23 protein-coding genes and 1 pseudogene are annotated in these 24,572 nt (G+C 71.7%); 16 read left to right on the top strand and 8 right to left on the bottom strand.

Annotation, left to right across the window (positions count from 1 at the left end; genetic code table 11):
- Positions 1-39: 39 nt before the first annotated feature.
- From ER308_RS04915 to ER308_RS04885, 7 genes are all read left to right on the top strand, one after another.
- Positions 40-453 carry a YlxR family protein gene (locus ER308_RS04915; protein ID WP_131153944.1) on the top strand — a complete coding sequence of 138 codons (414 nt, stop codon included), beginning with the start codon at positions 40-42 and terminating at the stop codon, positions 451-453.
- A gap of 4 nt (positions 454-457) precedes the next feature.
- Positions 458-3,433 (top strand): translation initiation factor IF-2, encoded by a 2,976-nt coding sequence (gene infB / locus ER308_RS22725; protein WP_131153943.1) that lies wholly within the window; start codon positions 458-460, stop codon positions 3,431-3,433.
- Positions 3,434-3,461: 28 nt separating this feature from the next.
- Positions 3,462-3,755, top strand: coding sequence for a DUF503 domain-containing protein (locus ER308_RS04905; RefSeq protein ID WP_131153942.1), 294 nt, complete (start codon positions 3,462-3,464; stop codon positions 3,753-3,755).
- An 81-nt stretch (positions 3,756-3,836) separates the two neighbouring features.
- The gene (gene rbfA, locus ER308_RS04900; RefSeq protein ID WP_205745910.1) at positions 3,837-4,208 is read left to right on the top strand and encodes a 30S ribosome-binding factor RbfA; all 372 of its coding nucleotides are present in this window, start codon (positions 3,837-3,839) and stop codon (positions 4,206-4,208) included.
- A complete protein-coding gene (gene truB, locus ER308_RS04895; protein ID WP_205745909.1) occupies positions 4,205-5,092 on the top strand; it encodes a tRNA pseudouridine(55) synthase TruB in 888 nt (295 codons plus the stop codon). The genes rbfA and truB overlap by 4 nt, the downstream gene beginning before the upstream one ends.
- Positions 5,089-6,063, top strand: a complete 975-nt coding sequence (locus tag ER308_RS04890; RefSeq protein ID WP_131153941.1) for a bifunctional riboflavin kinase/FAD synthetase — start codon at positions 5,089-5,091, stop codon at positions 6,061-6,063. The genes truB and ER308_RS04890 overlap by 4 nt, the downstream gene beginning before the upstream one ends.
- Positions 6,064-6,068: 5 nt before the next feature.
- Complete coding sequence (locus tag ER308_RS04885) at positions 6,069-6,482, top strand: hypothetical protein (RefSeq protein ID WP_131153940.1); 414 nt, start codon at positions 6,069-6,071, stop codon at positions 6,480-6,482.
- Positions 6,483-6,507: 25 nt separating this feature from the next.
- Here ER308_RS04885 and ER308_RS04880 read toward each other — a convergent pair whose 3' ends face one another.
- Positions 6,508-7,494, bottom strand: a complete 987-nt coding sequence (locus tag ER308_RS04880) for an RlpA-like double-psi beta-barrel domain-containing protein (RefSeq protein WP_165491828.1) — start codon at positions 7,492-7,494, stop codon at positions 6,508-6,510.
- Positions 7,495-7,807: 313 nt separating this feature from the next.
- On the opposite strand from ER308_RS04880, the gene rpsO reads away from it, so the two are divergent.
- The 6 genes and pseudogenes from rpsO (at position 7,808) to ER308_RS04850 (ending at position 15,076) form a co-directional block, all read left to right on the top strand.
- A complete protein-coding gene (gene rpsO / locus ER308_RS04875) occupies positions 7,808-8,080 on the top strand; it encodes a 30S ribosomal protein S15 (RefSeq protein ID WP_131153938.1) in 273 nt (90 codons plus the stop codon).
- A 404-nt stretch (positions 8,081-8,484) separates the two neighbouring features.
- Positions 8,485-10,926 carry a polyribonucleotide nucleotidyltransferase gene (locus ER308_RS04870; RefSeq protein WP_131153937.1) on the top strand — a complete coding sequence of 814 codons (2,442 nt, stop codon included), beginning with the start codon at positions 8,485-8,487 and terminating at the stop codon, positions 10,924-10,926.
- Positions 10,923-12,265: pseudogene (locus ER308_RS23105) on the top strand (M16 family metallopeptidase). The gene ER308_RS04870 and the pseudogene ER308_RS23105 overlap by 4 nt, the downstream one beginning before the upstream one ends.
- A complete protein-coding gene (gene dapB, locus ER308_RS04860; protein WP_205745907.1) occupies positions 12,262-12,978 on the top strand; it encodes a 4-hydroxy-tetrahydrodipicolinate reductase in 717 nt (238 codons plus the stop codon). Before ER308_RS23105 ends, dapB begins: the two are co-directional and overlap by 4 nt.
- Positions 12,979-13,045: 67 nt before the next feature.
- Positions 13,046-13,390, top strand: a complete 345-nt coding sequence (locus ER308_RS04855; protein ID WP_165491827.1) for a DUF4190 domain-containing protein — start codon at positions 13,046-13,048, stop codon at positions 13,388-13,390.
- A 48-nt stretch (positions 13,391-13,438) separates the two neighbouring features.
- Entirely contained in the window at positions 13,439-15,076 is a 1,638-nt protein-coding gene (locus ER308_RS04850) for an FAD-dependent thymidylate synthase (RefSeq protein WP_131153935.1), read from the top strand.
- An 18-nt stretch (positions 15,077-15,094) separates the two neighbouring features.
- On the opposite strand, the gene ER308_RS04845 is transcribed toward ER308_RS04850, so the two are convergent.
- Both ER308_RS04845 and ER308_RS04840 read right to left on the bottom strand, forming a co-directional pair.
- The gene (locus tag ER308_RS04845; protein WP_131153934.1) at positions 15,095-16,753 is read right to left on the bottom strand and encodes an HD-GYP domain-containing protein; all 1,659 of its coding nucleotides are present in this window, start codon (positions 16,751-16,753) and stop codon (positions 15,095-15,097) included.
- A 118-nt stretch (positions 16,754-16,871) separates the two neighbouring features.
- Positions 16,872-17,768: a sigma-70 family RNA polymerase sigma factor gene (locus tag ER308_RS04840; RefSeq protein WP_165491826.1), complete on the bottom strand. Its 897-nt coding sequence runs from the start codon at positions 17,766-17,768 to the stop codon at positions 16,872-16,874.
- A gap of 340 nt (positions 17,769-18,108) precedes the next feature.
- On the opposite strand from ER308_RS04840, the gene ER308_RS04835 reads away from it, so the two are divergent.
- The gene (locus ER308_RS04835; RefSeq protein ID WP_131153932.1) at positions 18,109-18,663 is read left to right on the top strand and encodes a hypothetical protein; all 555 of its coding nucleotides are present in this window, start codon (positions 18,109-18,111) and stop codon (positions 18,661-18,663) included.
- 31 nt (positions 18,664-18,694) lie between these two features.
- On the opposite strand, the gene csrA is transcribed toward ER308_RS04835, so the two are convergent.
- The 5 genes from csrA to ER308_RS04810 all read right to left on the bottom strand — a co-directional run bounded on the left by csrA (position 18,695) and on the right by ER308_RS04810 (position 22,450).
- Entirely contained in the window at positions 18,695-18,946 is a 252-nt protein-coding gene (gene csrA, locus ER308_RS04830) for a carbon storage regulator CsrA (RefSeq protein ID WP_131153931.1), read from the bottom strand.
- Positions 18,946-19,380: a flagellar assembly protein FliW gene (gene fliW, locus ER308_RS04825; protein WP_165491825.1), complete on the bottom strand. Its 435-nt coding sequence runs from the start codon at positions 19,378-19,380 to the stop codon at positions 18,946-18,948. The genes csrA and fliW overlap by 1 nt, the downstream gene beginning before the upstream one ends.
- A 113-nt stretch (positions 19,381-19,493) precedes the next feature.
- Positions 19,494-20,393, bottom strand: a complete 900-nt coding sequence (gene flgL, locus ER308_RS04820; protein ID WP_131153929.1) for a flagellar hook-associated protein FlgL — start codon at positions 20,391-20,393, stop codon at positions 19,494-19,496.
- Positions 20,394-20,448: 55 nt separating this feature from the next.
- Positions 20,449-21,897 (bottom strand): flagellar hook-associated protein FlgK, encoded by a 1,449-nt coding sequence (gene flgK / locus ER308_RS04815; protein ID WP_131153928.1) that lies wholly within the window; start codon positions 21,895-21,897, stop codon positions 20,449-20,451.
- Position 21,898: 1 nt separating this feature from the next.
- Positions 21,899-22,450 (bottom strand): flagellar protein FlgN, encoded by a 552-nt coding sequence (locus tag ER308_RS04810; RefSeq protein WP_131153927.1) that lies wholly within the window; start codon positions 22,448-22,450, stop codon positions 21,899-21,901.
- Between the two features lie 146 nt (positions 22,451-22,596).
- Here ER308_RS04810 and ER308_RS04805 point away from each other — a divergent pair, with 146 nt between their 5' ends.
- Both ER308_RS04805 and ER308_RS04800 read left to right on the top strand, forming a co-directional pair.
- Positions 22,597-23,394 carry a ParA family protein gene (locus tag ER308_RS04805; protein WP_131153926.1) on the top strand — a complete coding sequence of 266 codons (798 nt, stop codon included), beginning with the start codon at positions 22,597-22,599 and terminating at the stop codon, positions 23,392-23,394.
- 124 nt (positions 23,395-23,518) lie between these two features.
- The gene (locus tag ER308_RS04800) at positions 23,519-24,556 is read left to right on the top strand and encodes a hypothetical protein (RefSeq protein WP_131153925.1); all 1,038 of its coding nucleotides are present in this window, start codon (positions 23,519-23,521) and stop codon (positions 24,554-24,556) included.
- Positions 24,557-24,572: the final 16 nt, after the last annotated feature.

Below are 24,572 nucleotides of genomic sequence, written 5' to 3'. Positions count from 1 at the left end.
CGTCGGCCGCGCGGCGGGCGGGCTGCCCCAAGGAGGTGCATGCGCGCTAAGGTGGGATCGGCGTCGGACGCTGCGCACGTCCCGATCCGGACGTGCGTTGGTTGCCGCCGCCGCCAGCCACGTACCACACTCCTCCGTGTTGTGGTGCGCGGTGGCCGGGTCGAGTTCGATCCGGAGGCACGGGCGCCCGGCCGCGGCGCGTGGCTCTGTTCGGATGCCGCCTGCCTCGAGCAGGCGCTCCGCAAGGAGGCGCGCCCGTTCCGTCGCGCGCTACGGGCACCAGACGCAGACGTCGATGCGGCGCGCCTCCGGGCGAGCTTCGGCGAGGCACGACGAGACATCCGCAATGCCCAGGCGGGGCCGTCCGACGGTCCTCCGGGCTCGGCCAACGCAACGCGCGGCGCCGCCAAGGGCGGCGGCCAGCGGCGCGACGACGCCGTCGTCAGGGAGTGAGCAGGTGAGCAAGGTTCGCATCTACGAGCTGGCCAGGGAGACCGGCCTCCCCAACAAGGAGGTCATTCGGCGCCTGGATGAGCTCGGCATCGAGGCGAAGTCGCACTCCTCCACGGTCGCGGCCCCCGACGCCCAGCGGTTCCGCGACAGCCTGGGCAAGCAGCGCGAGGAGCGCCGCAAGGCCGAGGAGGAGCGGCAGCGCCGCGAGGCGGAGCAGTACGACCTCGAGGAGTTGCAGACCCCCCCGGCGGAGGCGAAGGCTCGGCGCATCCTTCCCCCTCACCTGCGCCAGCAACAGGAGCAGGAAGCCGCGGGCGACGACGGTGACGCTCAGCAAGCGGGACGTCAGCCGGCACGTCGCTTCCGGCCGGCGACCACGCCGTATCGTCCCGGCGACAGCGGCGGGGGCGTGAGTGTCGGCGGCGAGACCGAAGAGGCCGAGCCCGCCCCACTCGATTCCACCGAGACGCAGGCGCCGGCGGATGCGCAGAGCGCGCCCGCCGCCGAGGCCGCACCCGAACCGGCCTCCGCCGAGGAGGCGGAGGAGTCCCAGCCCGCGGCCGAGGAGCCCGCAGCGCAGGCCGAAGAGCCCGCTGCCACGCCCCCCTCGGCACGCGATGTGGCGAAGGAGAGCGTCGTTCAACCCGCCAGCGCCAAGGAGGCATCGCCTCAGCAGTCCCCGCAGGAGGACACCGAGGCCGACGCCCCCGCCCAGGGGCAGCCGGGCGTCCCGCGTCCGGGGACACCGCCACGCCCGGGCCAGCCGACTCGGCCCGCGCGGCCGTCGACGCCGGCATCGACGGGTTCGCCGGTCGAGGCCCGTCGGCGGGTCGAGCCGGACCTACCCAAGGAGGGCTCCGGCCGTCGCTCGATCCCGCCCCCCGTCAAGCCCGCGCCGCGCGAGGGGAGCGGGGAGCGTCCCGCCGAGCGCCAGCCCACCCAGGGGCGCGGTTCCCCGGGTGACGGCCAACAGCAGCGCAGCGCGCCGCCCAAGCCTGGCGGTGGCGGCCCCTCCGGTGGGCCGGGTCGTGGTCCCGGTGGCGCCCCGGGCGGAGGTCCCGGTGGCGGTCCCGGTGGCGGCCCCGGCGGCCCCGGTGGGGGTCCCGGCCGCGGCGGCAAGAAGGGCAAGAAGGGCAAGAAGGGCAAGCAGCGTGAACTGACTCCGCAGGAGCAGTTCGAGCAGGACAACCGCCCGCGGCGCAAGCAGTCCGGCCCGGTCAAGGCCAGTGTCGACGGTCCGGTCGACGTCGTGCCCGGTGTGACCGTCTCCGAGCTGGCGAAGCAGTTCGGCGTCAACCCGACCGACGTGGTGCGGGTGCTGTTCGGGCTCGGCGAGATGGTGACGGTGACGCAGTCGCTCTCGCAGGACCTCATCGAGCTCGTCGCCACCGAGCTGGAGGCCGAGGTCCGCTTCGTCACCCCCGAGGAGCTGGAGTTCGGCCCCGAGGAGGATGACGACCCGAGCCAGGTCGAGCTGCGGGCACCCGTGGTCACGGTGATGGGCCACGTCGACCACGGCAAGACGAAGTTGCTCGACGCGATCCGCGAGACCAACGTGATCGCCCGCGAGAGCGGGGGCATCACCCAGCACATCGGCGCCTACCAGGTCGAGAAGAACGACCGGCACATCACGTTCATCGACACGCCCGGCCACGAAGCGTTCACGCAGATGCGTGCCCGCGGTGCGAGCGTCACCGACGTCGCGATCCTGGTCGTGGCGGCCGACGACGGCGTGATGCCCCAGACCGTCGAGGCGATCAACCACATCCAGGCCGCCGAGGTCCCGATCATCGTGGCGATCAACAAGGTCGATCGCGAGGGGGCCGACCCGAACCGGGTGCGTAGCCAGCTCACCGAGCACGATCTCGTGGCCGAGGAGTTCGGTGGCCAGACCACCATGGTCGAGGTCTCCGCGCTCGCGGGGCTCGGGATCGACGACCTTCTCGAGATGGTCCTGTTGCAGGCCGACATCGCGGAGCTCGCCGCGAATCCGAACCGGGAGGCTCGCGGCGCCGTGATCGAGGGCTACCTCGACCGTGGGCGCGGGCCGGTGGCGACGGTCCTGGTGCAGGCTGGGACGCTCAAGGTGAGTGACAACCTCGTGGCCGGTACCGCCAGCGGCCGCGTGCGTGCGATGTTCGCCGCGGACGGCCGACAGGTGAAGGAGGCGCCCCCCTCCATGCCGGTGCAGGTCCTCGGCTTCAACGACGTGCCTCAGGCCGGCGACGAGTTCCGCGTGGTCGAGGACGAGCGCACGGCCCGCGAGATCGCCGAGAACCGCAGGTCGCGGCAGCGGCAGATGGAGCTCGCCGAGCAGCGGACCTCGATCTCCCTGGACGACCTGTCCGGGGCGATCGCCGAGGGGGAGCTGCAGACGCTCAACCTCATCATCAAGGGGGACGTCGGCGGCTCCGTGGAGGCCCTCGCCGACGCGATCGAGAAGCTCGAACTGCCCGAGGTGAGGATCCGCGTCATCAACAAGGGCGCCGGCGCGGTGACCGAGAGCGACGTGAACCTCGCCGAGGCATCCGACGCGATCATCATCGCCTTCAACGTGCGGCCCGAGGCGAACGCCCGGAAGCTGATCGAGGAGACCGGCGTCGACGTTCGCAGTTACTCGGTCATCTACCAGGCCGTCGAGGACATCGAGCGAGCGGTGAAGGGCATGCTCGCGCCCGAGTACGAGGAGGTCGTGCTCGGCCGGGCGGAGGTCCGGGAGATCTTCAAGGTCCCGCGCGTCGGGTTCGTGTTCGGCTCCTACGTCACCGAGGGCTCGATCAAGCGTCACGCGCAGACCCGCGTCATTCGCGACGGGGTCGTCGTCGGCGAGGACAAGCTCGCGTCCCTGAAGCGCTTCAAAAGCGACGCGAACGAGGTGCAGCAGGGCTACGAGTGCGGCGTCGGCCTCGACAAGTTCCAGGACGTGCACGTCGGCGACGAGTTCGAGGTCTTCGAGCAGCGCGAGGTCCCTCGGGTCTGACGGTTCGCCGACCGGGACGCGCGCTGCCTTGCTCGCCGCACTCGTCACCGTAGAGCTCCACGTGCCCGGGGCCTCCTCCCTGAAGGAGCGCCGGGGACCGGTGAGGTCGCTCGTTCGGCGGCTGCGCAATGACCTGGACGTCTCGGTCGCCGAGTTGGGCGATCAGGACCTGTGGCAGCGCGCCACACTCGGGGTCGCGATCGCGGCGTCGTCCGAGGTGGGCGCCCGCAAGGTCGCCCAGTCGGTCGAGAAGATCTGTGCGGGCGACCCGCGCGTCGAGGTGATCGGCTTCAGCGTCGAGATCGTCCAGACGGAATCATGAACGGCGGCTGTACGGCCGGTGCCCAGGGGGATCGGGAAGGCTCGGCCGCACCGGCCGGGTGACCACGGCGAGGAGCGAACGGTGAGCGAGCGGATGCGACGGGTCGACGAGCAGCTCAGGGAGGTGCTCGCCGAAGCGGTGCGAGGTCTCAAGGACCCCCGCATCGGGTTCGTCACGATCACCGGGGTGCGCACGAGCCCCGACCTGGGCCAGGCCGAGGTGTACTACACCGTCCTCGAGGACGACGAGGCCGTACGGGCCGCCACCGCAGAGGGGCTGGCCCACGCGGCGGCTGCGCTGCGGCGGCAACTGGCACGCAGCGTGCGGCTCAAGCGCGTGCCGGATCTACACTTCGTCGCGGACCCGGCGACCGAGCACGGCCAACGCATCGAGGCGCTGCTGCGCGAGGTCGCGGACCAACAGCCGAGCGCAGCGGAGGAGGACGAGGGGTGACGCGCATCGACGGCGTGCTCGTCATCGACAAGCCCGCCGGGCTGACCAGCCACGATGTCGTCGCGCGCGTGCGCAAGGCCGCAGGGCAGAAGAAGGTCGGCCACGCCGGGACGCTCGACCCCCAAGCCACCGGCGTGCTCGTCGTCGCGCTGGGCCGAGCGACGCGGCTGGTGCCCTACCTGCAGGCGTCGCGGAAGACCTACGAGGCGCACATGCGGCTCGGCGTGTCGACCACGACGCTCGACGCCGAGGGCGAGGTCGTGGCGACCGCGGACCCGTCAGGGGTCACCGAGGAGGCCTTCTGCGAGGTGTTGCACGGATTCACCGGGCGGATCGAGCAGGTGCCGCCGATGGTGTCCGCGGTCAAGGTCGGCGGTGAGCGGCTGCACGAGAAGGCTCGTCGTGGCGAGACCGTCGCCCGGGAGGCGCGGGAGGTCGACATCCACGAGCTCGTGCTGAGCGAGTTCGTCCCGGGAGCCGAGGCCCAGGCCTGGTTCCTCGTCACCTGCAGCCCCGGGACCTACATCCGCTCGCTCGCCGCCGACGTGGGCGAGGCGCTCGGTGTGGGGGCGCACCTGGCCGCGCTGCGCCGGCTGGGATCGGGACGGTTCGACGTGGCGGACGCCCGCCCGTTGGAGGAGATCGAGGAGCTCGGTCAGCAGGGGCGCGTCGCCGAGGCGGTCCTGTCGATGGCGTCGGCCGTCGCCGACTACCCCGCGATCACGGTGGACGCGGGCGACGCGCAGGCGATCGGGCACGGGAGGCCGCTGTCCGCGACCGCGCAGGACGGCCCGGTGGCGGTCCTCGACGAGGACGGTCGGTTGCTCGCGATGGTCGAGGACGAGCGGGGGGCAGCGCGACCGCGTGCGGTGTTTGCGGGATGACCGGCTCGGCCTGGGACGAACTGGGACCGACCCCCGACCTGTGGGACGTGCGGGTCGTCGGTGACCCGGACGCGGTCGAGCCTCGTCCGTCGGCGGTGTCGATCGGGTTCTTCGACGGCGTGCACCGGGGTCACCGAACGATCATCGAACGCGCGCTGCAGGCAGCCCGGCAGCAATCGCTGCGCAGCGTCGTCGTGACCTTCGACCGGCATCCCATGGAGGTGGTGCGGCCGGGCAGTCAGCCGCCGTTGCTGCAGACGTTGCCGCGACGGGCGGCGACGCTGGCATCGACGGGCGTCGACCTCGTCGTCGTCCTGCCGTTCGACGACGACCTTCGGCACCGGGCACCGGACGCCTTCGTCGACAAGGTGCTCGCGGGATCGTTGCGTGCGGCCCACGTCGTCGTCGGAGCGAACTTCCGCTTCGGTCACCGCGCTGCCGGCGACGTCGACGTTCTGCGCGCGCTCGGCGAGGAGCGGGGGTTCGTCGCCGAGCCCGTGGACCTGCGCGAGACCGAGGGAGCCGTCATCTCGTCGACCACCATCCGCGATGCGCTGGCCGAGGGCGGCGTCGAGCTGGCGGCCCGCATGCTCGGCCGTCCCCACGTCATCGACGGGATCGTCGTCCGTGGTGACCAGCGGGGCCGGGAGCTCGGATTCCCCACGGCCAACCTCCAGGTTGACCCGCGCATCGCGTTGCCCGCCTCCGGTGTCTACGCCGGCTGGCTGCACCACCCGGATGGCCGGCAGCTCCCTGCGGCCACGAGCGTCGGGACGAACCCGACGTTCGCGGGTGAGGAGCAACGGGTCGAGGCTTACCTGCTCGGTGTGGACGAGGATCTGTACGGCCTCGAGGTCGCCCTCGACTTCCGCGCGCGGGTGCGCGACGAGATCCGCTACGAGGGGCCGTCAGCGCTGGTCGCTCAGATGCGCGAGGACGTCGCAGAAGTCGCCCGATTGCTCGGTGTCTAGCGCGGATGGCCGGGCGGCCTCTGTCGCGGCGGATGCTGCAGCTCGGCTACGTCGTGGCCGGGCTCGGGCTCGTGGTGGTCGGCGACCTGATGGCCGGTGCCCTCGCGACGTTGTGGGGCGCCGAGCCGGCCGTCGTCGCCAGGATCGGTGCCCGCGTCATCGGCGGGTGGGCGGTCGGGACCGCCCTGCGCCTCGAGCTCGCCCGTCGCGCGAAGCCCGAGCCGGGCCTGCGCTGGTTGCTCGCGGGGCCGCTCGGCCTCGTGGCCGGCTGGCCCCTGCTCCTCGCGCTCCTGCCCGGCGGCGTGCTCGAGCTCGTGCCCGCGGTCCTGCGAGGGGCGACCGCCCAGGGACTGGCACCGTTCGCCGGCGCTGCGCTCGGTGTCGTGCTCGCGCTCGCGGTGCGCCGCCGGCGCGGCTGATCGCCCCGGCCTCGGGGTCCGGCGCTCAGTCCACGACCGTGAGCGTCACGGGAGCCTCACCGGCACCCAAGCTCGCAACCCTCGCGAAGGTCGCTCTCGAGAGATCGAACCGACGCCCGGTCCACTCGGCGGGACCCCAGTCGGTGACCGTCGCCTCGATCGTGCCCGCCGGGCCGGCGACCTCGACGATCGTGCCGCAGCGCAGCTCCCGGGTGGCGATTGTCAGCTCGTCGGGGTCGAAGCGGGACCCGCATGCGTCGCCCCGCCCGGCGAAGCCGGGCCCGTACCAGGACGCCGGCCCGGAGAGTTCGGTGCCGGGCTCGGGAGGGTCGATCGTTCGAATGTTGACTCGGCCGGGGGCGTCGTCGTCGGTGGCCGCCTCGGCGCTCGGCGTGTGCTCTGGAGCAGCCGCCGCCGGGTCGTCCCCGCCCGCGTTCGGCTCGTGCGAGTCGTCGGGCGTGCCGTCAGAGTCCGGGGATCCGTCCGCCTCGCCGGAATCGTCGGGCGCGTCGGCGTCCGGCGCACCGCCGGTGCTGTCCGGGTCCGCGGCCGGAGCCGTCGGTTCGGGGTTCTGCGGTGGAGGTGGGGGCGCCGGCGGGTCCCCGATCCACAGGGTGACCGTTCCACCGACCTGATCGCCCGGGCCCGGCTGCTGTCCCGTCACGACCTCGTCGGCCACCATCGACGGGCTCGGCCCGCCATCGTCGGGATCGTCGGGATCGTCGGGCTCGAGGGCGACGACCTGCGGCGTGAGCCCGGCGGCCCGCACCTCGGCCAGGGCGGCTTCGACGGGAGCGCCCGTGAGGTCCGGGATCGCCGGACCCGCGCGCTCGGCCTCGCGGTCGATCGCGTCGCTACCGGTCCCGGGGCTGCCGGCAGCGCTCGAGGCGGGGCCCGAGGCACTGAGGTCGACGGGAGGGGTCGGCGGGCCGGCACGCTCGGGCGCTGCGGTGGGCTCGGCCTCCGACGAGCAGGCCGCCAGCGCCAGGGCGAGCGTGATCCCGAGGAGCACGCGACGCCCGGCTCCTCGGGACGACAGGGGGCACGGCATCCCGTGGAGTATCGACCGTCGCGACCGGAGGGTTGAGCGATGCGAGGGGGCTCAGTTGCCCGGCGGGCTCGGTGGTGGCAGACTGAGGCGTGATCGCTCGCCCGAGCGGTCATCGTTCGTGCCCGGATTGGGGTGCGCGTCCGCCGCGGAACACGACGCGGACGAGGAGAGCCGTCGCCGGCCACCAGGCGAGAGCCGGCTCCCGACCAGCAGACGCCCGCCGGGGTCGCTGCGAGGTCCATCCGCCGGGCCCGTCACAGAGCAAGGAGATTCGGTGGCCAAGAGCAGCCTCAAGAACAAAGACGAGATCATCCAGGAGTACGCCACTCACGAGGGGGACACCGGGTCGCCCGAGGTGCAGGTCGCGCTGATGACCCATCGGATCAGCCACCTCACCGAGCACCTCAAGACCCACCACAAGGATCACCACACCCGGCGGGGACTGCTCCAGCTCGTGGGGCAGCGCCGACGGTTGCTGGACTACCTGTACCGCACAGATGTCGAGCGGTATCGCTCGCTCATCCGGCGCCTCGGCATCCGCCGTTGAGTCGTTCAGGCCGAGCCCCGGTGGGCTCGGCTTCGTCGTGCTCGGGGCCCTCCCGCACGGCACTGACCTCGCGCCGCCAACCCGCGCACCGATCGTTCTGGACGTCGACATGACCCTGCACCGCCCGGCCATTCACGCCCGCGAGGGCGCGAGTGTCAGTTGTCAGTGGTGGTGGCTGCACCCTGCGGCCGCAGCCACCACCACTGAGAACTGGCTTCCCGGCCCCGACGGGCGTGGCCGAAGGGTCGACGAGTCCGACGATCGGCGTGGGAGCGGCATCGCCGGGCGGTCCCGGCAAAGGGACCCGGTCGCAACGGCAGAGCACGTCCCTGACCTGCCTGCCCGGCGGAACCGTTTCACCGCGCGCCGCGAACACGGCGCTCTGATCGCAAGGAGACCCAGCCATGGGCAAACTCGGAACCACTGACGTCGGCAAGCGAATCGGCGAGACGGACATCCGTTTCGAAGCCGGCAAGCTCGCCGGCTTGGCCGGCGGCGCGGTCGTCGCGCACGCCGACGACACGACCCTGCTCGTCACGACGACCTCGTCGGCGAAGCCGAAGGAGCACCTCGACTTCTTCCCGCTGACGGTCGACTACGAGGAGAAGATGTACGCGGCCGGGCGCATCCCCGGCAGCTTCTTCAAGCGTGAGGGGCGGCCGAGCGAGACCGCGATCCTCACCTGCCGGCTCGTCGACCGGCCCATGCGGCCCACGTTCGACAACGGCCTGCGCAACGAGATCCAGATCGTCATCACCACGCTCACCGCCGATCAGGTCAACCCACCCGACGCGCTCGCCATCAACGGGGCCTCGGTCGCGACGATGTTGGCCGGCATCCCGTTCGACGGGCCCGTCGCGGGACTGCGGATGGCCATGGACCGCACCGGTCAGTGGCACCCGTTCCCCACGTTCCAGTACTTGCAGAACGAGGCGGTCTTCGATCTCGTGGTCGCGGGGCGCCTCAACGAGGACTCGGGGGAGATCGACATCCTCATGGTCGAGGCCGAGGCCACCGAGCAGGCCGTCGACCACATCGAGACGGGCGCGGTGAAGCCCACCGAGGAGGTCCTCGCCGATGCGCTGGAGGAATCCAAGCGCTACCTGCGCGAGCTCTGCGACCTGCAGCTGGAGTTCCTCGAGCAGCATGGTCGGGCCGAGACGGCCGACTATCCGCTGTACCCCGCCTACGATCCGCGCGTCTACGAGGTCGTCGAGCGCACGGTCGGCGATCAGCTGAAGGGAATCGTCGACGACGGCGACCGCCCGAAGGCCGAGCGCAACCAGCGCTCGGGCGAGCTGCGCGAGCAGGCGATCGACGCGGTGTTCGAGCAGGCCGGTGACGTCGAGGTCAGCGACGAGCAGCTTGAGGCGTACGCCAAGAACGCGTTCGGCTCGCTCGAGAAGACCCTGATCCGCAAGCGCATCGTGCACGACGGTGTGCGGATCGACGGGCGCGGCCCGACCGACATCCGTCCGCTGTCCGCCGAGGTCGGCGTCCTGCCGAAGATGCACGGGACGGGCCTGTTCCAGCGTGGTGACACGCAGGTGCTGAACATCCTGACGCTCGGGATGTCCAAGGAGGCGCAGCGCCTCGACACGCTGGATCCCGAGACCGAGAAGCGCTACATCCACCACTACAACTTCCCCCCGTTCTCGACCGGTGAGGCCGGCTTCATGCGCGGGCCCAAGCGCCGCGAGATCGGCCACGGTGCCCTCGCGGAGCGAGCGGTACTGCCGGTGGTGCCCGGCTCCGAGGAGTTCCCCTACGCGTTGCGGCTCGTGAGCGAGGTCCTGTCGTCGAACGGGTCCACGTCCATGGCCTCGGTCTGCGCCTCCACGCTCTCGTTGATGGACGCCGGGGTGCCGATCCACGCGCCGGTCAGCGGCATCGCGATGGGGCTAGTGAACGAGGACGACAAGTTCGTCACCCTGACCGACATCCTCGGCGCCGAGGACGCGACCGGCGACATGGACTTCAAGGTCGCCGGGACCGAGGAGTTCGTCACGGCCCTGCAGCTCGACACGAAGCTGTCGGGCGTCTCCGCGGACATCCTGACCGACGCGCTCAACCAGGCTCGCGGCGCCCGGCTCAAGATCCTCGAGGTGATGCACGAGGCGATCCCCGAGGTGCGCAAGGAGCTCAACCCGCAGGCTCCCCGGATCATCACCGAGTACATCCCCTCGGACAAGGTCGGCGAGGTCATCGGGCCCAAGGGCAAGATCGTCAACGAGATCCAGGACGAGACCGGCGCGTCGATCTCGATCGACGACGTCGACGGCCGTGGCATCGTCCAGATCTTCTCGCCGGACGGCGAGAAGGCGCAGATGGCGCTCGACCGCATCCGTCAGATCGCGAACCCGGTCGTCCCTCAGGAAGGGGAGCGCTACTACGGCACCGTCGTGAAGACGATGGACTTCGGCGCCTTCGTGTCGCTGACACCGGGCAACGACGGGCTGCTGCACATCTCGAAGCTCGGCGGCAGCAAGCGCCTCGCCCACGCCGACGAGGCCGTCTCGGTCGGCGACAGACTCTGGGTCGAGGTCCAGGAGGTGGTGGACGGCAAGAAGTTCAAGCTCGCCCCAGTCGAGGAGGTCGCTGCGGAGGGGTCGGGTGGTGGCGACGCCGCACCGTCCGGTGGTGGCGACGCCGAATCCTCCGGTGACGGCGGTCCGGAGCAGAAGGACCGGGAGCCCGCCCCAGCCGGTGGCGGCGGTGGGCGCGAACGCCAGCGCGGGGGTGGTGACGACGAGGCCCCCCGCCGTGAGCGCACGCGCAGTCGAGGCGGCGAGGAGGGCGACGACAACAGCGAGGGCGGCCGGCGTCGTCGGCGTCGTCGCTCGTGAGCGCGGCGGACGAGGGCACGCGCGGCGCACAACCCGCGCGTGTCCCTGCGCACGTGAACGCGCCGGACTCCCTGCCCGAGGGCGTGCGGCTGGCCACGCTGCCCTCCGGCGCCCGCGTGGTGACCGAGCACCTGCCCGGGGTCCGGTCGGCCGCGGTCGGTTTCTGGATCGGCTGCGGCTCGCGACGCGAGGAGCCGGAGGTCGCGGGAGCCACCCACTTCCTGGAGCACCTGCTCTTCAAGGGCACACGGCGACGGAGCGCCCAGGACATCGCCGAGGCCCTCGAGGCGGTCGGGGGTGAGTTGAACGCGTTCACCTCCAAGGAGGTGACGTGCTTCTACGCTCGGTGCCTCGACCGGGACCTGCCCCTGGCGATCGACGTGCTCGGCGACATGGTCACCTCGACCCGGATCCGCGCCGAGGACGTCGACGCCGAGCGGCAGGTCGTGCTCGAGGAGATCCGCCTGCACCAGGACACGCCCGACGACCTGGTGCACTCGGCGTTCGCCCAGGCGTTGTTCGGTGACCACCCGCTGGGCCGGGAGGTCCTCGGCGGCGCCGACACGATCGCGTCGATCGAACGTGACCTCGTCACGGACTGGTACCGGACCCAGTACGTACCCGGGAACCTGGTCGTCGCGATCGCCGGCAACGTCGACCACGACGCCGCGGTGGCAGAGGTCGGTGAGGCGCTCGACGGGTGGGGAGGACCCACGCCATCGGCAGAAACGCTGCTGGCTCCGAGTCGGCCGGCGCGTGGACCCCTCGCGTTGGCACGCCCCACCGAGCAGGCCCACCTCGTGCTCGGGGGGCTCGCGCTGCCCAGGGACGACGATCGGCGGTTCGCGGCGCGCGTGCTGGACCAGGCGCTGGGGGCGGTATGTCGTCCCGCCTGTTCCAGGAGGTCCGTGAGCGGCGTGGCCTCGCCTACACCGTGTTCAGCTTCGTCACGAGCCACGCCGACACCGGCACGTGGGGCGTCTACGCCGGGACGGCGGCGGACCAGGTCGACGAAGTGTGGCGCGTCGTCGTGGAGGAGATCGAACGGCTGCGCGAGCAGGGCCTCGGCGACGACGAGCTCGCGCGGGCCAAGGGGGCGCTCTCGGGGGCGCTCGTGCTCGCGCTCGAGGACAGCGGCAGCCGGATGAGTCGGCTGGGGAAGGCGCTCGTCACCGGTGTGCCGCTGCTGTCGCTCGACGAGACGATCGCGGCCGTCGAGGCGGTCACCCACGACGACGTCCAAGCGCTCGCCGACGAGTTGCTCGGCGCGTCGGGCACCGCGGCGCTCGTCGGGCCGGACGAGGCCGTGCGGCACCACGACCTCGAGGAGGTCGCGTGATCCGGGTGGCGGTGATCGGCGCCGAGGGACGCATGGGGTCCGTGACGTGCGCGGCGGTCGACGACGACCCCGACTGCGAGCTGGTCGCGCGGATCGATGCCACCGACGGTCTCGATGCCGCGCTCGATGCCGGCGCCGACGTCGCCGTCGAGTTCACGACCCCGGCGACCGTCGCGGGCAACGCGTCGTGGCTGCTGGAGCGCGGCGTCCACGTCGTGGTGGGGGCGACCGGCTTGACCGACGACGACCTCACCGACCTCGAGCGCCGCACGGGCCCCGCGAACTGCATCGTCGCGCCGAATTTCGCCATCGGCGCGGTCCTGATGATGCGTGCCGCGAGCGAGATCGCCCGCCACCTGCCGGACGTGGAGGTCATCGAGGCGCATCACCCGGGCAAGCTCGACGCACCGAGCGGCACGGCCGCGCGCACCGCGCGGCTCGTCGCCGAGGCGCGGGACGCGGACGGTGCGACCCACGTCGCCAGTGCGCCGGACCCCACCCGAGGGGGCAACGTCGACGGTGTGCCGGTCCACGCCATCCGCCTCCCCGGGGTCGTGGCGAGCCAGGAGGTCCTGTTCGGGGCCACCGGCCAGACCGTCTCGGTGCGTCACGACACGCTCGACCGGACAGCGTTCATGCCCGGAGTGCTCCTCGCCGTCAAGCGGGTCGCACACCATGACGGCCTCACGGTCGGATTGGACGCCCTACTGTGAGCCTCGTGGCTCACCGGGCCCGCCCAGGGGGGGCGGGGGGCACGTGCGGGACACGAAAGGGATTGCGGTGGTCGGCCCTGCAGCGAACCGACGTCCGCCCGCCGGACGGGAACACCCCGTCACCGGGATCCTGTCCCTGATCTTCGGGATCGCGGGGATCGTCTTCGTCCTCCCGGTGGTCGGACCCCTGCTCGCCCTCGGGTTCGGGTACGCCGCGCGTCGTGACGTCGAGCGCGAGCCCGACCGCTACGTCGACGATCTCGGCCGGATCGGACGCATCCTGGGCTGGGTCGCGCTCGCGCTCACCGCGTTCGCCGGCCTCCTGCTCGCCCTGGCGATCTGGCTGGTGCTCGACATCGGGACCTTCACGCCGGACGGGACGGTCGCGCTGCGGCTGCCGGCCGTGATCTGACCGGCACCCTGGGACCGCGTCCCAGCCCGCACCGGATGGAGGCTGCCAGTGCCCACAGAGCCCACGACGGACCGCCCGCCGGACGCCGATGCGTTCACGCCGGACGAGCGCGCCCTGCTGGCCCGCTACTGCACGAACACCGACCGGCCGGTGTTCGCGTTGCGGGGGCTGCCCGAGGTGGTGAAGGGGGCGCTGTTCGCCCGCTACTCGCGGAGCCCGAAGAGCCTGCGGCGGCTGCTGCTCGACGAGTTCGCCGACGACCTGCCCGCGCTCGAGCCCGGCGTGGAGGCCACCCCGGAGGGTGGAGGCCGTGCAGAGCGGCTCTACGAGCGGGTCTTCGTGGCGTACGGGGACGACAGCGTCGCGCAGCTCGGTGGGGCACACGCCGCTCTGGAGCAGATCTCGAACCTGCTGACCAAGGTGGTCGAGTGGGGAAGGCTGGCCGCCTACCTCGAGCAGTCCACCCGCTACATCCCGTACGACGATCGGCCCGGCGGCCGCTATCGCTACTATCGCGACCCCGACGTGCTCGCGGGCCCACACGGGGACGCGTACGTGTCCGGGCTCGACGCCGTCTTCGACGCCTACGCCGCGCTGCTGCCCCGTCTGCGGGCATGGGCGGAGCGCGCCTACCCCCAGGACGCGGAGACCAGCGACCGCGCCTACGGGGCGACGATCACCGCCAAGGTCTGCGACACGCTGCGGGGGCTGTTGCCCGCCGCGACCACCTCGAACGTCGGGATGTTCGCGACCGGACAGGCCTACGAGGGACTGCTCCTGCGGCTGCGCGCCCACGAGCTCGCGGAGGCTCGTGAGGTGGGCGACGCCCTGCTCGGTGAGCTGCGCGAGGTCATCCCGTCGTTCCTGACTCGGGTCGACCGGCCCGAGCGGGGTGGCGCGTGGGCGCAGTACCTCGCTGACACGCGCGATGCGACGCGCGGCGTTGCCGAGGAACTGCTCGGCACCGCCGAGCCGGAGCCGGCCGACGAGGTGACCCTCGTCGACTGGGACCCCGACGCCGAGGTCCGTATGGTGACAGGGATGCTCTATCCGCACACCGCGCTCCCGGAGACGCAACTCCGCCAGCGGGTGGAGGCGATGAGCCGCGAGGAGCGCGCCCGCGTCATGCGAGCCTATGTCGGCGAGCGGGGGAACCGTCGACACAAGCCCGGTCGCGCCCTCGAACGCGTGGCCTACCGCTTCGACGTCTGTGGCGACTACGGGGCGTTCCGCGACCTGCAGCGCCACCGCATGGCGACCATCGAGTGGCAACCGCTCACCCCCCGCCACGGCTACGAGACACCACCCGAGATCGACGCCGCCGATGCCGACGATCCCGGCATCTCGGCCGCGTGGCACGGGGCACTCGAGCGTCAGGCCGCGTTGTGGGAGCGCCTCGCCGGCGACCGGCCCGCCCAGGCACAGTACGTGGTGGGATTCGCCTACCGCGTCCGCTACAGCATCCAGCTGAACGCGCGCTCGCTCATGCACATGGTCGAGCTGCGGACGCAGCCGCAGGGGCATCGCTCGTACCGACGGGTCTGCCAGCGCATGCACGAGCTCGTGGCCGAGCGCGCCGGACATCACGTGGTGGCCGACATGATGGGCTACGTCGATCACTCGTCGAGCGAGCTCGAGCGTCTCGAAGCCGAGCGTGCTCAGGATCGCCGCACGACCTCGGGGTGAGGCCGTCGGCGCGTCGGGTCAGCGGCCGGTGGTGAGCATCTTGTCGACGACGGGGCGGGCGCTGCGCGCGAGCTCCGGATCGAGTTCGGCCCCGGAGCGGGCGTCGAGCTCCTCCAGCAGGTCACGGGGTGCGAGCGGCTCCTTGCCCCCGACACCGTGACGGAGCTGCTCGACGGCGTCGGCCAGGCGGATGATGCGAGCGGCCATCGGGATCTGCTCCCCCGCGAGTCCCTGCGGGAAGCCGCCGCCGTCCCACCGCTCGTGGTGGGCCGCCACCGCGTCGGCCACCTCGTTGCCGGCCGAGACCCGCAGGTACGCGGCGCCCCGCTGCGGGTGGGTGCGATAGGCCTCCAGATGCTCGAGGTCGAGCCCGTCCGGCCCGACGATGCAGGATTCCGGCAGGGTGACCTTGCCGACATCGTGCAGCAGGGCGGCGAGCATGACCCGGGTTCGTGCCTGCCCCTCGAAACCGGCCTGCCAGGCGATCTCGCCCGCGAGATCGGCGACCCGCTGCCCGTGTCCGACCGGGTAGGGGTCGTGCTGTTCGACCCGCGCGACCGCGCGCTGTGCGGCCTCCAGCTCGGTGGTCGACGACACGCCGAGCGCGAGCTGCTCCGCGCTGACCACGGTGCTGTGGCGATCGGTGACGGCGACCTCCAGGGCTCGCTTCGCGACCTCCTGAATCGGTGCGAGCTCGGTGGACGTCTCGGGTCCCGCGTGCCCCATGGCCGCCGCGAGGGGCCGGCTGCCCGTCGGCGCGTAGGTCTCGGTCACCCGCGCGAGCGTGCGCCCGAGGTGCTCGCAGCGGTTGGGGGACAGGTCGAGGCCGATGATCGCGAACTCCGTCGGTGAGACCGCGTAGAGGTCCACCTCGAGTGGGCGGCACAGCTGCTGGAAGTGCACCGCGAGGCGCCGGCGCACCAGGTTGTGCGCTTCGGTGGAGATCCGTCGCCCGACCTCGTCGAGGTGTTGGACTCGCAGGTAGGCCACACGGGGGACCTCCCCCGAGGCGACGAGATCGTCGACCCGTTGCTCGAACACCGACCGACCCGGTAGCCCCGTGAGCGCGTCGCGGCCGCGTTGCGCGTCCCGCGTCCCGCCGCCGACCTGCTCGTCGTAGGTCTCGACCATGCTCTGGTCGTGGGGCCGGTCGGTGAGAAACCGCGCGATGGCGGCCTCGTTGCCCTCGGCGACGACCCCGATGCCGCCGGCTCGCAGGATCTCGACCGCCAGCGACTCCCCGCTCGTGTGCACCAGCGCCACGATCGGGCAGGAGGTGACCTCACGCAGCGCCGCGAGCAGCGGCCGGAGCTCACCGCGCGGGACGCGGGTCGACACGACCGCCAGGGCGACGTCCTGCGCGTCCTCGAGGTCTTCGACGAGGTGGTGGGCACCGGTCCGCTCGAGCCGCTGGCGGGCCGCGTCGGAGAGGCCGGCCACGAAGGTGGCTGCCGGCTCCCCGTCCGGGGTTCGCACGACCGCCCCGATGCGGTCGAGATGGACCGGCACGCTGGGATCAAGCGGCTCGCCCCGCGGCGCGTCTCCGTCGCCGATCGGCGCCGACGGGTTCTCGGGAGCGTCCGGCGGGTCGTCGCCGCGCGCGGCCGAGGCGTCCTCGGGTGCGTCGTCGGGCACGTCGTTCGGTGCCTGCTGGTCGGACGTGTCGTCGCCTGTCACAGGAGCCTCCGTGAGCTGCCCACCCTTCCGGCACTCGTCGGCAGATCACGAGCGCGGTCAAGCGTCGGGAACCCGGACGGCGTCCCGCCCTGGTGGTGATCGATCGTGGGCGAGGGCACTAACCGCGGGCGATCGCGTCCGCGGCAGTGCGATCCTGTTCGGCTTGCGCAGCGTCGTCGCGTGGCGAGCCCTCGGTCAGGCGCGAGCGCCAATCCGAGCCGTCGGCGACCCGCTCCACGTAGTGCGCGCGCTGGCGACTTCCGGGTGCGCCCGCGGGCACGTTCGGCACCGCATCGAAGTGCTCGGCGAAGTAGGCGCGCACCGCGTTCAGCGCCTCCGAGCGGATCTGACTGACCCGCGCCTCGGTCACGCCGAGCGAGTCGGCGATGTCGCGGAGCAACTCGCCACCGAAGAAGTAGCGCTCGACCACCTCGCGCTGGATCTCGGGGAGGAAGCGGATGGCGGTGCGGACCGTGCCGAGCAGCTCCTGGTGCTCCAGGGACGCGTCGGGCAGCAGCTGATCGTCCCGCTCGGGGATGCGTTCGCCGAAGGTCGCCTCGTCGCCCTCGTCGTTCGCCAGCGGTTGGTCGAGGTGCAGGAGGTTGGCGGTCGCTGCGGCGCTCTCCCGTCCGGCGATCTCATCGACGGTCATCCCCACCCGCTGAGCGAGCTCCTCCGTGGTCGGCGCGCGGCCGTGAGCCTGCTCGAAGGACGCGCGCTCCTCGCTGAGGGTGCGCATGTCCCGACGAAGGCTGCGGGTCGCCCAGTCGCGGGTCCGCGTCGAGTCGATGATGGCACCCCGGATGCGGATCGTCGCGTAGCGGGCGAACGGGACCCCGGTTTCCGGGTCGTAGCGGCGGGACGCGTCGACGAGGCCCGAGGCGCCGGCGCTCCACAGCTCGGAGCGGTCAATGTGCCGCGGGTACCGCGAAGCCAGTTGGTTGACCACGTGCTGGACCAGGTAGAGGTGGGACTCGACGCGCTCGTTCGCGCAGCGCTCGTCGTCCTCGCTCAACGGGAGATCCTCCGGCCTCGCCGGGCCGGAGGCGCCATCCCGAGGGGGGCCCTCCCCGAGTCCGTTCCTGCGGCGCGTGCGCTGCGGCGTATGGGTCCTCCCGGCAATGGCCATTGCAGTGCTCCGCTCAGAAGAGGGTGGTGGGATCGGGCGTTGTTCGGCTCCTGTCGCGGTCTATCTCGTACGACGGGGACGAGGACTTGACCGAAACAGGTCGGTTTGGTCCCGAATAACTAGGAGGGGTAGTCCTCGAGCGCGCCTGGCGCGCGCACGGGGCCATCGCTGTGGGCCGGGCCGCCCGGTGACTTGACCGGGCATCGCCGGAGCCGACGGACCCGATGTGCGCCATCACGTCCAGGCCGCGGTGCCCGACCTTGGAGACGAGCTCGACGAGCTCGTCCGTCTCGCCGTGCGCGAACACGAGTGTGCGGATCGGGCATTGCACCGGGCGGTCGTGCTGCGGTTGATCGTCCTGGCCGGGGAGGCCAGGTTCGTGGAGCCCGCTGCCGAGGAGCTGGTCTCCTCCGAGGAGGAGCTCGGCACCGTGGGCGTGCTGCGCGCCTCCGTCGCCGAGAGCGTGGCCCGCCGCCTCGGATTCCCCGCGGGCCAGGATCTCGCCTTGCGCAGCCTCGCCGGGGAAGTGCCGTCCGAATGGCGCGCCCCGCTCCTGGCGGTGCACCGCGACATGCGCGCGACCGTGGAACGGCTCGTCGCGGTCCGCGAGGAGACCGCCGTCCTCGTGCAGGAGCACCGGAAGCAGCTCGAGGCTCCCCTGGCCGAGGCGCCGGCGGTGGGCTCGAGGCGCAGTGGAGCAGCGGGGGACTGGAGCAGCTACGGCGCGACGGGTCCCGGCACCTGGTCGCCCGATCCCGTGAGGTTCGACGAGGGTGCCTGAGGGGCGGACGGCGTTCCGTGACCGGTCCGCGCTACGAGGTGTCGCGGTCGTTCGAGAGGTCGGGGGGCTTCGATCCCAGCAGCGCCTGGGCGCGGGCCGCACTCGCCGCCGCGGCCGTGTTCTCCTCCTCGACGGCGCGGTACACCTCCTCGCGGTGGATCGCGACGTCCCGCGGGGCCTCGACCCCGATACGGATCTGATCGCCCCGAGCCTCGAGGACCGTCACCGTGATGTGACCGTCGATCACGATCGATTCGCCGGCGCGGCGGGTGAGCACGAGCATCAGCTCGACCCTTCGACGTCGTCGAGGGCTCGGTCGAGGGAGACGGTGGCCCGCGCCGGATGACCGGACTCGGCGAGCACCACCTGCTTGCCCCGCCGCGTGCGTGCGTTGAAGACGATCGGGCCGAGGAGGTTCAGGTGGAACGACTTCTGGTCGGTGTCGATGACCACCGGGGTGAGCAGGACCGCTTCGCTCGGATCGGAGAGCTCCAGCCACCGCTCCTCGTCCTCGCCGATGTCCGCGACGTACTCCGGGAAGAAGACCCAGGGTGCGCACACCACGATCGAGAGATCCTCGCGATCCAGGCTCTCGAGCACCTGGAACGTGCCGGCCCGGTCGAGATCGACCAAGCGGAACCGGCGGGCATCCCTGAAGCCGAGCAGGCCCTCGTCCAGGTGCAGTTCGGTCGTGTCGGGATCGGTCGCCACCGTCACTCGCGTCTCCTGGTCGACTCCGGTGTGCCGCAGCACGCTCGGCGCGTCCACACAGCCTATCCGGTCACCGAGCGGTGCCCCGGGGAGACCGCCGGAAGATCCCCTCCCGGGCTTCAGCGGAGGAAGCCCGCCAGCGAGGGCGGGAGCGCGCGACCCAGGGCCTGCAGGGTCGATTGCAGGCCCATGTCCTGCAGCTGCAGCTCCATGACGGCCTCGGCGTAGTCGGTGTCCTCCACCTGCGAGAGCTCGTCGCGAATGTGGAAGAGCATGTCGTCGGAGCGGTCCAGTGCCGACTCCACCCGGTTGGTGCGTGCGCCGGTGCTCGCGAGCGCGCTCGAGATCCGCTCTTGCGCCCGGTCCAGATCGGAGAGTGAGGCGCCGACGTCGCCGTCGCCGCGCAGCCTCTCGACCAACCGATCGAGGTCGGCGAACAGGTTGTCGTCCTCGTTCCCGAAGGCTTCCTGGGCGGTCACGTTGATCCGGACCCGCTCGCCCTCCCCGACGCGGCGGGTGATCTCGTGCGGGTTCCCGTCGTCGTCGTTGCCGCGGAACGCGTAGTCCTCGTCCTCCGCGTCTGCTCGCTCGACCGCGGGTCCCTCGGTGTAGCCGCCGAAGAGGTGCTTGCCGCGCAGTTTCTCGTTGCCGATCTCGACGAGCTCGTCGCGCAGGGACTCGATCTCGGCGGCGATCGCGTCGCGCGACTGTTGGCCCGACTGGTTGGCGCCCTGCACGGTGAGCTCACGGGCGCGCTGGACCTTGTCCATCGTGTTCTGCAGCTGGCTGTCGGTGACGTTGAGCCAGCTCATCGCGTCCTCGGCGTTGCGCGCCTCCTGGACGCGCGACTTCTCGGAGGCGCGCAACGAGAGACCGCGGTTCGCACGGGCCGGGTCGTCGGACGGCTTCTGCACGTCCTTGCCGGTCGCCAACCGCGACTGCACCTGCTCGTACTCGCTGATGCGGTTCGACAGTCGCTGGACCGACTGGTTGACGACCATCTCGCTCGTGACGCGCATCGTTGCTCCTCGTCGGAGATGTGGTGGGGATGGTGGGCCGGGATCGGGCAGCGGCCTAGCGTCCCACCAGGCCGGTGCGGTTGATCAGGGTGTCGAGCGCCTCGTCGACGCTGGTCATCGCTCGCGAGGACGCCTCGAGCGCGCGCTGGAACTGCATGAGACCGACCATCTCCTCGTCGATCGAGACGTCGTGGGCCTGCGATCGTGCGACCTCCGCGCTGGAGTACAGGCCCTCCCTGGTGTCGGCGTCCTCGGTCGCCGAGCGGGTCTCTCGGCCGAGCGCGATCGCGATGTTCCGGTACACCTCCTCGGCTGGCCCCTCGGGCAGATCGTCGTCGACGTCGACGTCGTTCATGGGCGTCTCCCGCAGGTCGGCGAGCGCCTCGGCGTTGCGGCCGTCGAGCGGATCGGTGGTCTCGCCGGCGATGAGGTGGTCGGGATCGAGATCCTCGTCGACGCGCAACGAGCCCGCGCCGTCCTCCCCTCCGGTCAACAGGTCGGTGTGGATGATGTCGTCGTTGCCCTCGACCGGCGCGTTGTGCTGGGCGTTCAGCATCGTCATGAAATCGTCGGCGAAGTCGTCGAGCTGCTCGCGGAAGTCGCCCAGACCCCGCTCCCCGGGGCCGGGCTCGGAGAGGAAGCCGATGAGGGAGGGGATCTCGCCCCGGATGCCCGTCAGCGCGTCGCCCTCGCCGATCTCGTCGGGCGGGTTGTCGGGGTCGACCGCCGCGAGGAACTGGCCGTCGGAGACCTCGTCGTCGACGAGGGCCAGCTCGCCCTGGACACCCTCGATGTCGACGAGGGTCTGGCCCCCGACGCCGATGGACACCTCGACGACGTCCTCGTTCTCTTCGGCCACCTGCACGTCGACCCCGACGAGGTTCGACAGATCGTCGAGGACGAGGTCGCGCTCGTCCCGCAACGCGTTGACCTGGCGGCCGCCGGCGGCGCTGATCTCGTCGTTCAGCTCGTCGAGCCGGCCGAGCAGTTCGTTGGCATCGTCCACCGCGCCGTCGAGCCGCACGTGCGTGTCGCTCTCGAGCTGGTCGAGTCCCTGCGCGATCCCGTTGAAGCGTCCCGCAAGGGTCTCGAGGGCGCCGACGACTTGCTCCCGGGTGGCGAGGTCGTCGGGTTCGTTGCCCAGGTCCTCGAACGCGTCCCAGAGCTCGCCCATGGTCTCGCTGAGGCCGTGGTCGGGCTCGGCGAACAGCTCCTCGGTCCGCTGCAGCAGCGAAGCCCGGGTGTCCTGGTGGGAGAACTCGGCGCCGGTCGCGCGGGCTCGTGTGTCGAGGAAGTCCTCGCGCAGACGGTGGATACCGTCGACCTGCACGCCCTGCCCGACGTTGACCCCCCGCCGCTGGATCGTCGAGGTCTGGCTGAGCTCGACGCGCTGGCGGGTGTAGCCGTCGGTGTTGGCGTTCGAGATGTTGTTGGAGGCGGTGTCCAGGCCGTTCTGTCCCGCCCGGATCCCCGAGAGCGCGGTGTGGAGCCCGTTGAACGACATGTCAGAGCACCTCGTCGAGGCGGACGGGCCCCGCCACCGAGTCCGAGTGGTGCCGGCCGGCGGCGGTGTAGGTGCTGGCCCCGGTCGGGCCGGCGAGCGCGGCGATCGTGGCGCGGACCTCACCCAGGGCGGCGCTCGCGAGCTGCCGATTCGTGTTGGCGGTCTCCTCGATCTCGCTCGCGAGCCGGGCGAACGCCTCCTGGTGATCGCGGAACACCGCGTCCATCGGGGCCGGCGCGCGTGCGGCGAGCTCGGCGAGGGTGAGCTCCTCGGCGTCGGTGCCCCAGTCGGCGGCGACCGCCTCGAGAGCGGAGCCACGCTGAACCTCGGCGCTGCGCAGTGTCTCGATGATCCGCTCGACCTCGTCCAGCGCCGTCGCGACGAACCGTCGCTCCTGCGCGGCGAGCAGCAGCTTGGCGGTGACGAGCTTGAACAGTAGGTACTCGACGACGTGGCGCTCGGACCACAGCGTGTCGGCGAGGGCCTCGAGGTCCGGGTACGGCCCGGTCGTGGCCCCCGCACCCCGGGGCGTGGACGCGGTTGATTGGCTCATACCGGCCAGGTCGGCGCCGTCGACCCCGGCTTAATCCGCAGGTTCGGTGGATCGGCGGGATCTTCACGGGGAGGGGATGAGCGCGGCCGGTAGGCTCGGGTGGTCGAGCGACACGATCCCGGAGGGGCACGAGGAGCGGGGCAGCGATGGCGACGGTCTACGCGGTCGCGAACCAGAAGGGCGGCGTGGCGAAGTCGACCACCGCGCTCACCGTCGCCGCGGCATTGACCGAGCGCGGGTTGGCGGTCCTCACCGTCGATGCGGACCCGCAGGCGTGTCTCACGTTCGGCCTCGGTTACGACCCGGACGGGTTGCAGCCGACGCTGCACGACGTCCTCGCGGGTGACACCCCCCTCGCACAGTCGATCCGGCAACATCCCGAGACGGATCTCGCCCCTTCCAGCATCGATCTGGCCGGCGGCGAAGTGGCCCTTTTGCAGCGCACCGGTCGGGAGTTCCTCTTGAAGGGTGAGCTGGCGGGGGTCGCGGTCAGCTACGACGCCATCGTGATCGATTGCCCCCCGTCCCTCGGCGTGCTCACCGTGAGCGCGTTGACCGCGGCGGACCACGTCGTGATCCCGATCCAGTGCGAGACCCTCTCCCACCGTGGCGTGGGACAACTGCTCGAGACCATCGCCGACGTCCGGAAACTGACCAACCCCGATCTGGGCATCGCCGGCTTCGTCGCCACGATGTACGACGGCCGCACCCGCCACGGGCGCGCCGTGCTCGCCGACGTCCAACAGCGATACGGCCTGGAGTTGCTGGCGCCACCGGTGCGCAAGAGCGTGCGGTTCGCGGAGGCTCCGCACGAGGGCGTGTCGATCCTGCGCTACGACGATCGGGTGCCGGGCGCGGCCGCCTACCGGATCCTCGCCGCCCGCCTGGCTGGGCTCGTCATCGACCCCGCGTGGTGGGAGGCGGCCGGCACCACGAACGCCTGAGCGGCGGTGGTATGCGGGGCGGGTCCCGTCGCCCTTGGAATCCATTGGGTGTCACATCGCGAACGCCGTGGAACGGCTGCGCGTCTTGGCACGTCCCATTCGGCAGTCGACGGGTGGGGGAGCGATGGGACGGAAGCGGATGGTCGGACTGCTGATCGGCCTGCTGGCCCTGGCGTCGTGCGATGACGACGAGGTCGTCGAGATCCTCGAGACCGATGACCGGCGAGTCCCGACGGACGAGGTGCACTTGCCGGACGGGCGCCACCTACGGGTGGTCGCCGGTGAGGCGGACGTGCATGACGAGCTCGAGGTGGCGTTCGAACCGGTCCTCCCGGCGCGGGGGGCGTCCGCCGAGGTGCACGCCGTGGTGACCAACCGGGGGTCGCAACCGGTGCTCATCGCGTTGCCCGATGACGACCGGATGCCCACCACGACCGACGGGGTGACGCTCATCGCTCGCCCGTTCGACCTGCCGTACGAGCGGGGAGAGGTCGTTTACGCCGAGCCGCCGAGAACGCCGGTCGCGCTGGCACCTGCTGACTCGAGCGTGGCGGTGGGTGGGCCCCTGCCGTCAACGATCGCGGAGGGCATCGTCTGCTTCGAGGCTGCCGAGCCGGGCGATCCGTTCGTCGGAGGCGACCCGAGCGTGGCCGGTCAGGAGTCCTGGGCGCACTTTCGCAAGAGCGACGCGCCCCTCTCGTTGGTCTGCGGTGACGCCACCGAGCGCGCCACCGAACCGATCGAAGAGCGGCGTTGGGTCGGTGACCTGCTGGGCACCGACCCGGTGGAGCCGGTGCCCGGGGACCGAGCGCCTGTGCGGCTCGCCGGGGTCGACGACGGGGACGGCACCATCGAGCTCTCCCTGTCGCCCGACGAGGGACCGCCCGGTGCCACCGACGGCGAGGACGTCGAGTTCGCACTCCCCGATCCGGCCGATGTGGGGGTCGTGGCCGGGCGGGCTCGCTGGTGGCCGCGGCCGGACGACGCGCCCACGGTTACGGTGCCCGCCGATGCCACCAGGCCCGTGACCGTCGGGCTCGAGACCATCGCTCTGGGTGAACACCGACAGCCGGGAGCCAGCTCGGCCGAGGTGTGCGTCGCGGCGCGAGGGGACGGCGACGCTGACCTGGCGGGCGTGTGCACCTCCGTGGCTGAGTGGTGATCGGTTACCCGGTAGC

Origin of the sequence: Egibacter rhizosphaerae, from assembly GCF_004322855.1 — a bacterium.
Taxonomy (GTDB): Bacteria; Actinomycetota; Nitriliruptoria; order Euzebyales; family Egibacteraceae; genus Egibacter; species Egibacter rhizosphaerae.
Note: the sequence above shows the minus strand (reverse complement) of the source record. Positions and strands in the feature narration are given on the sequence as shown.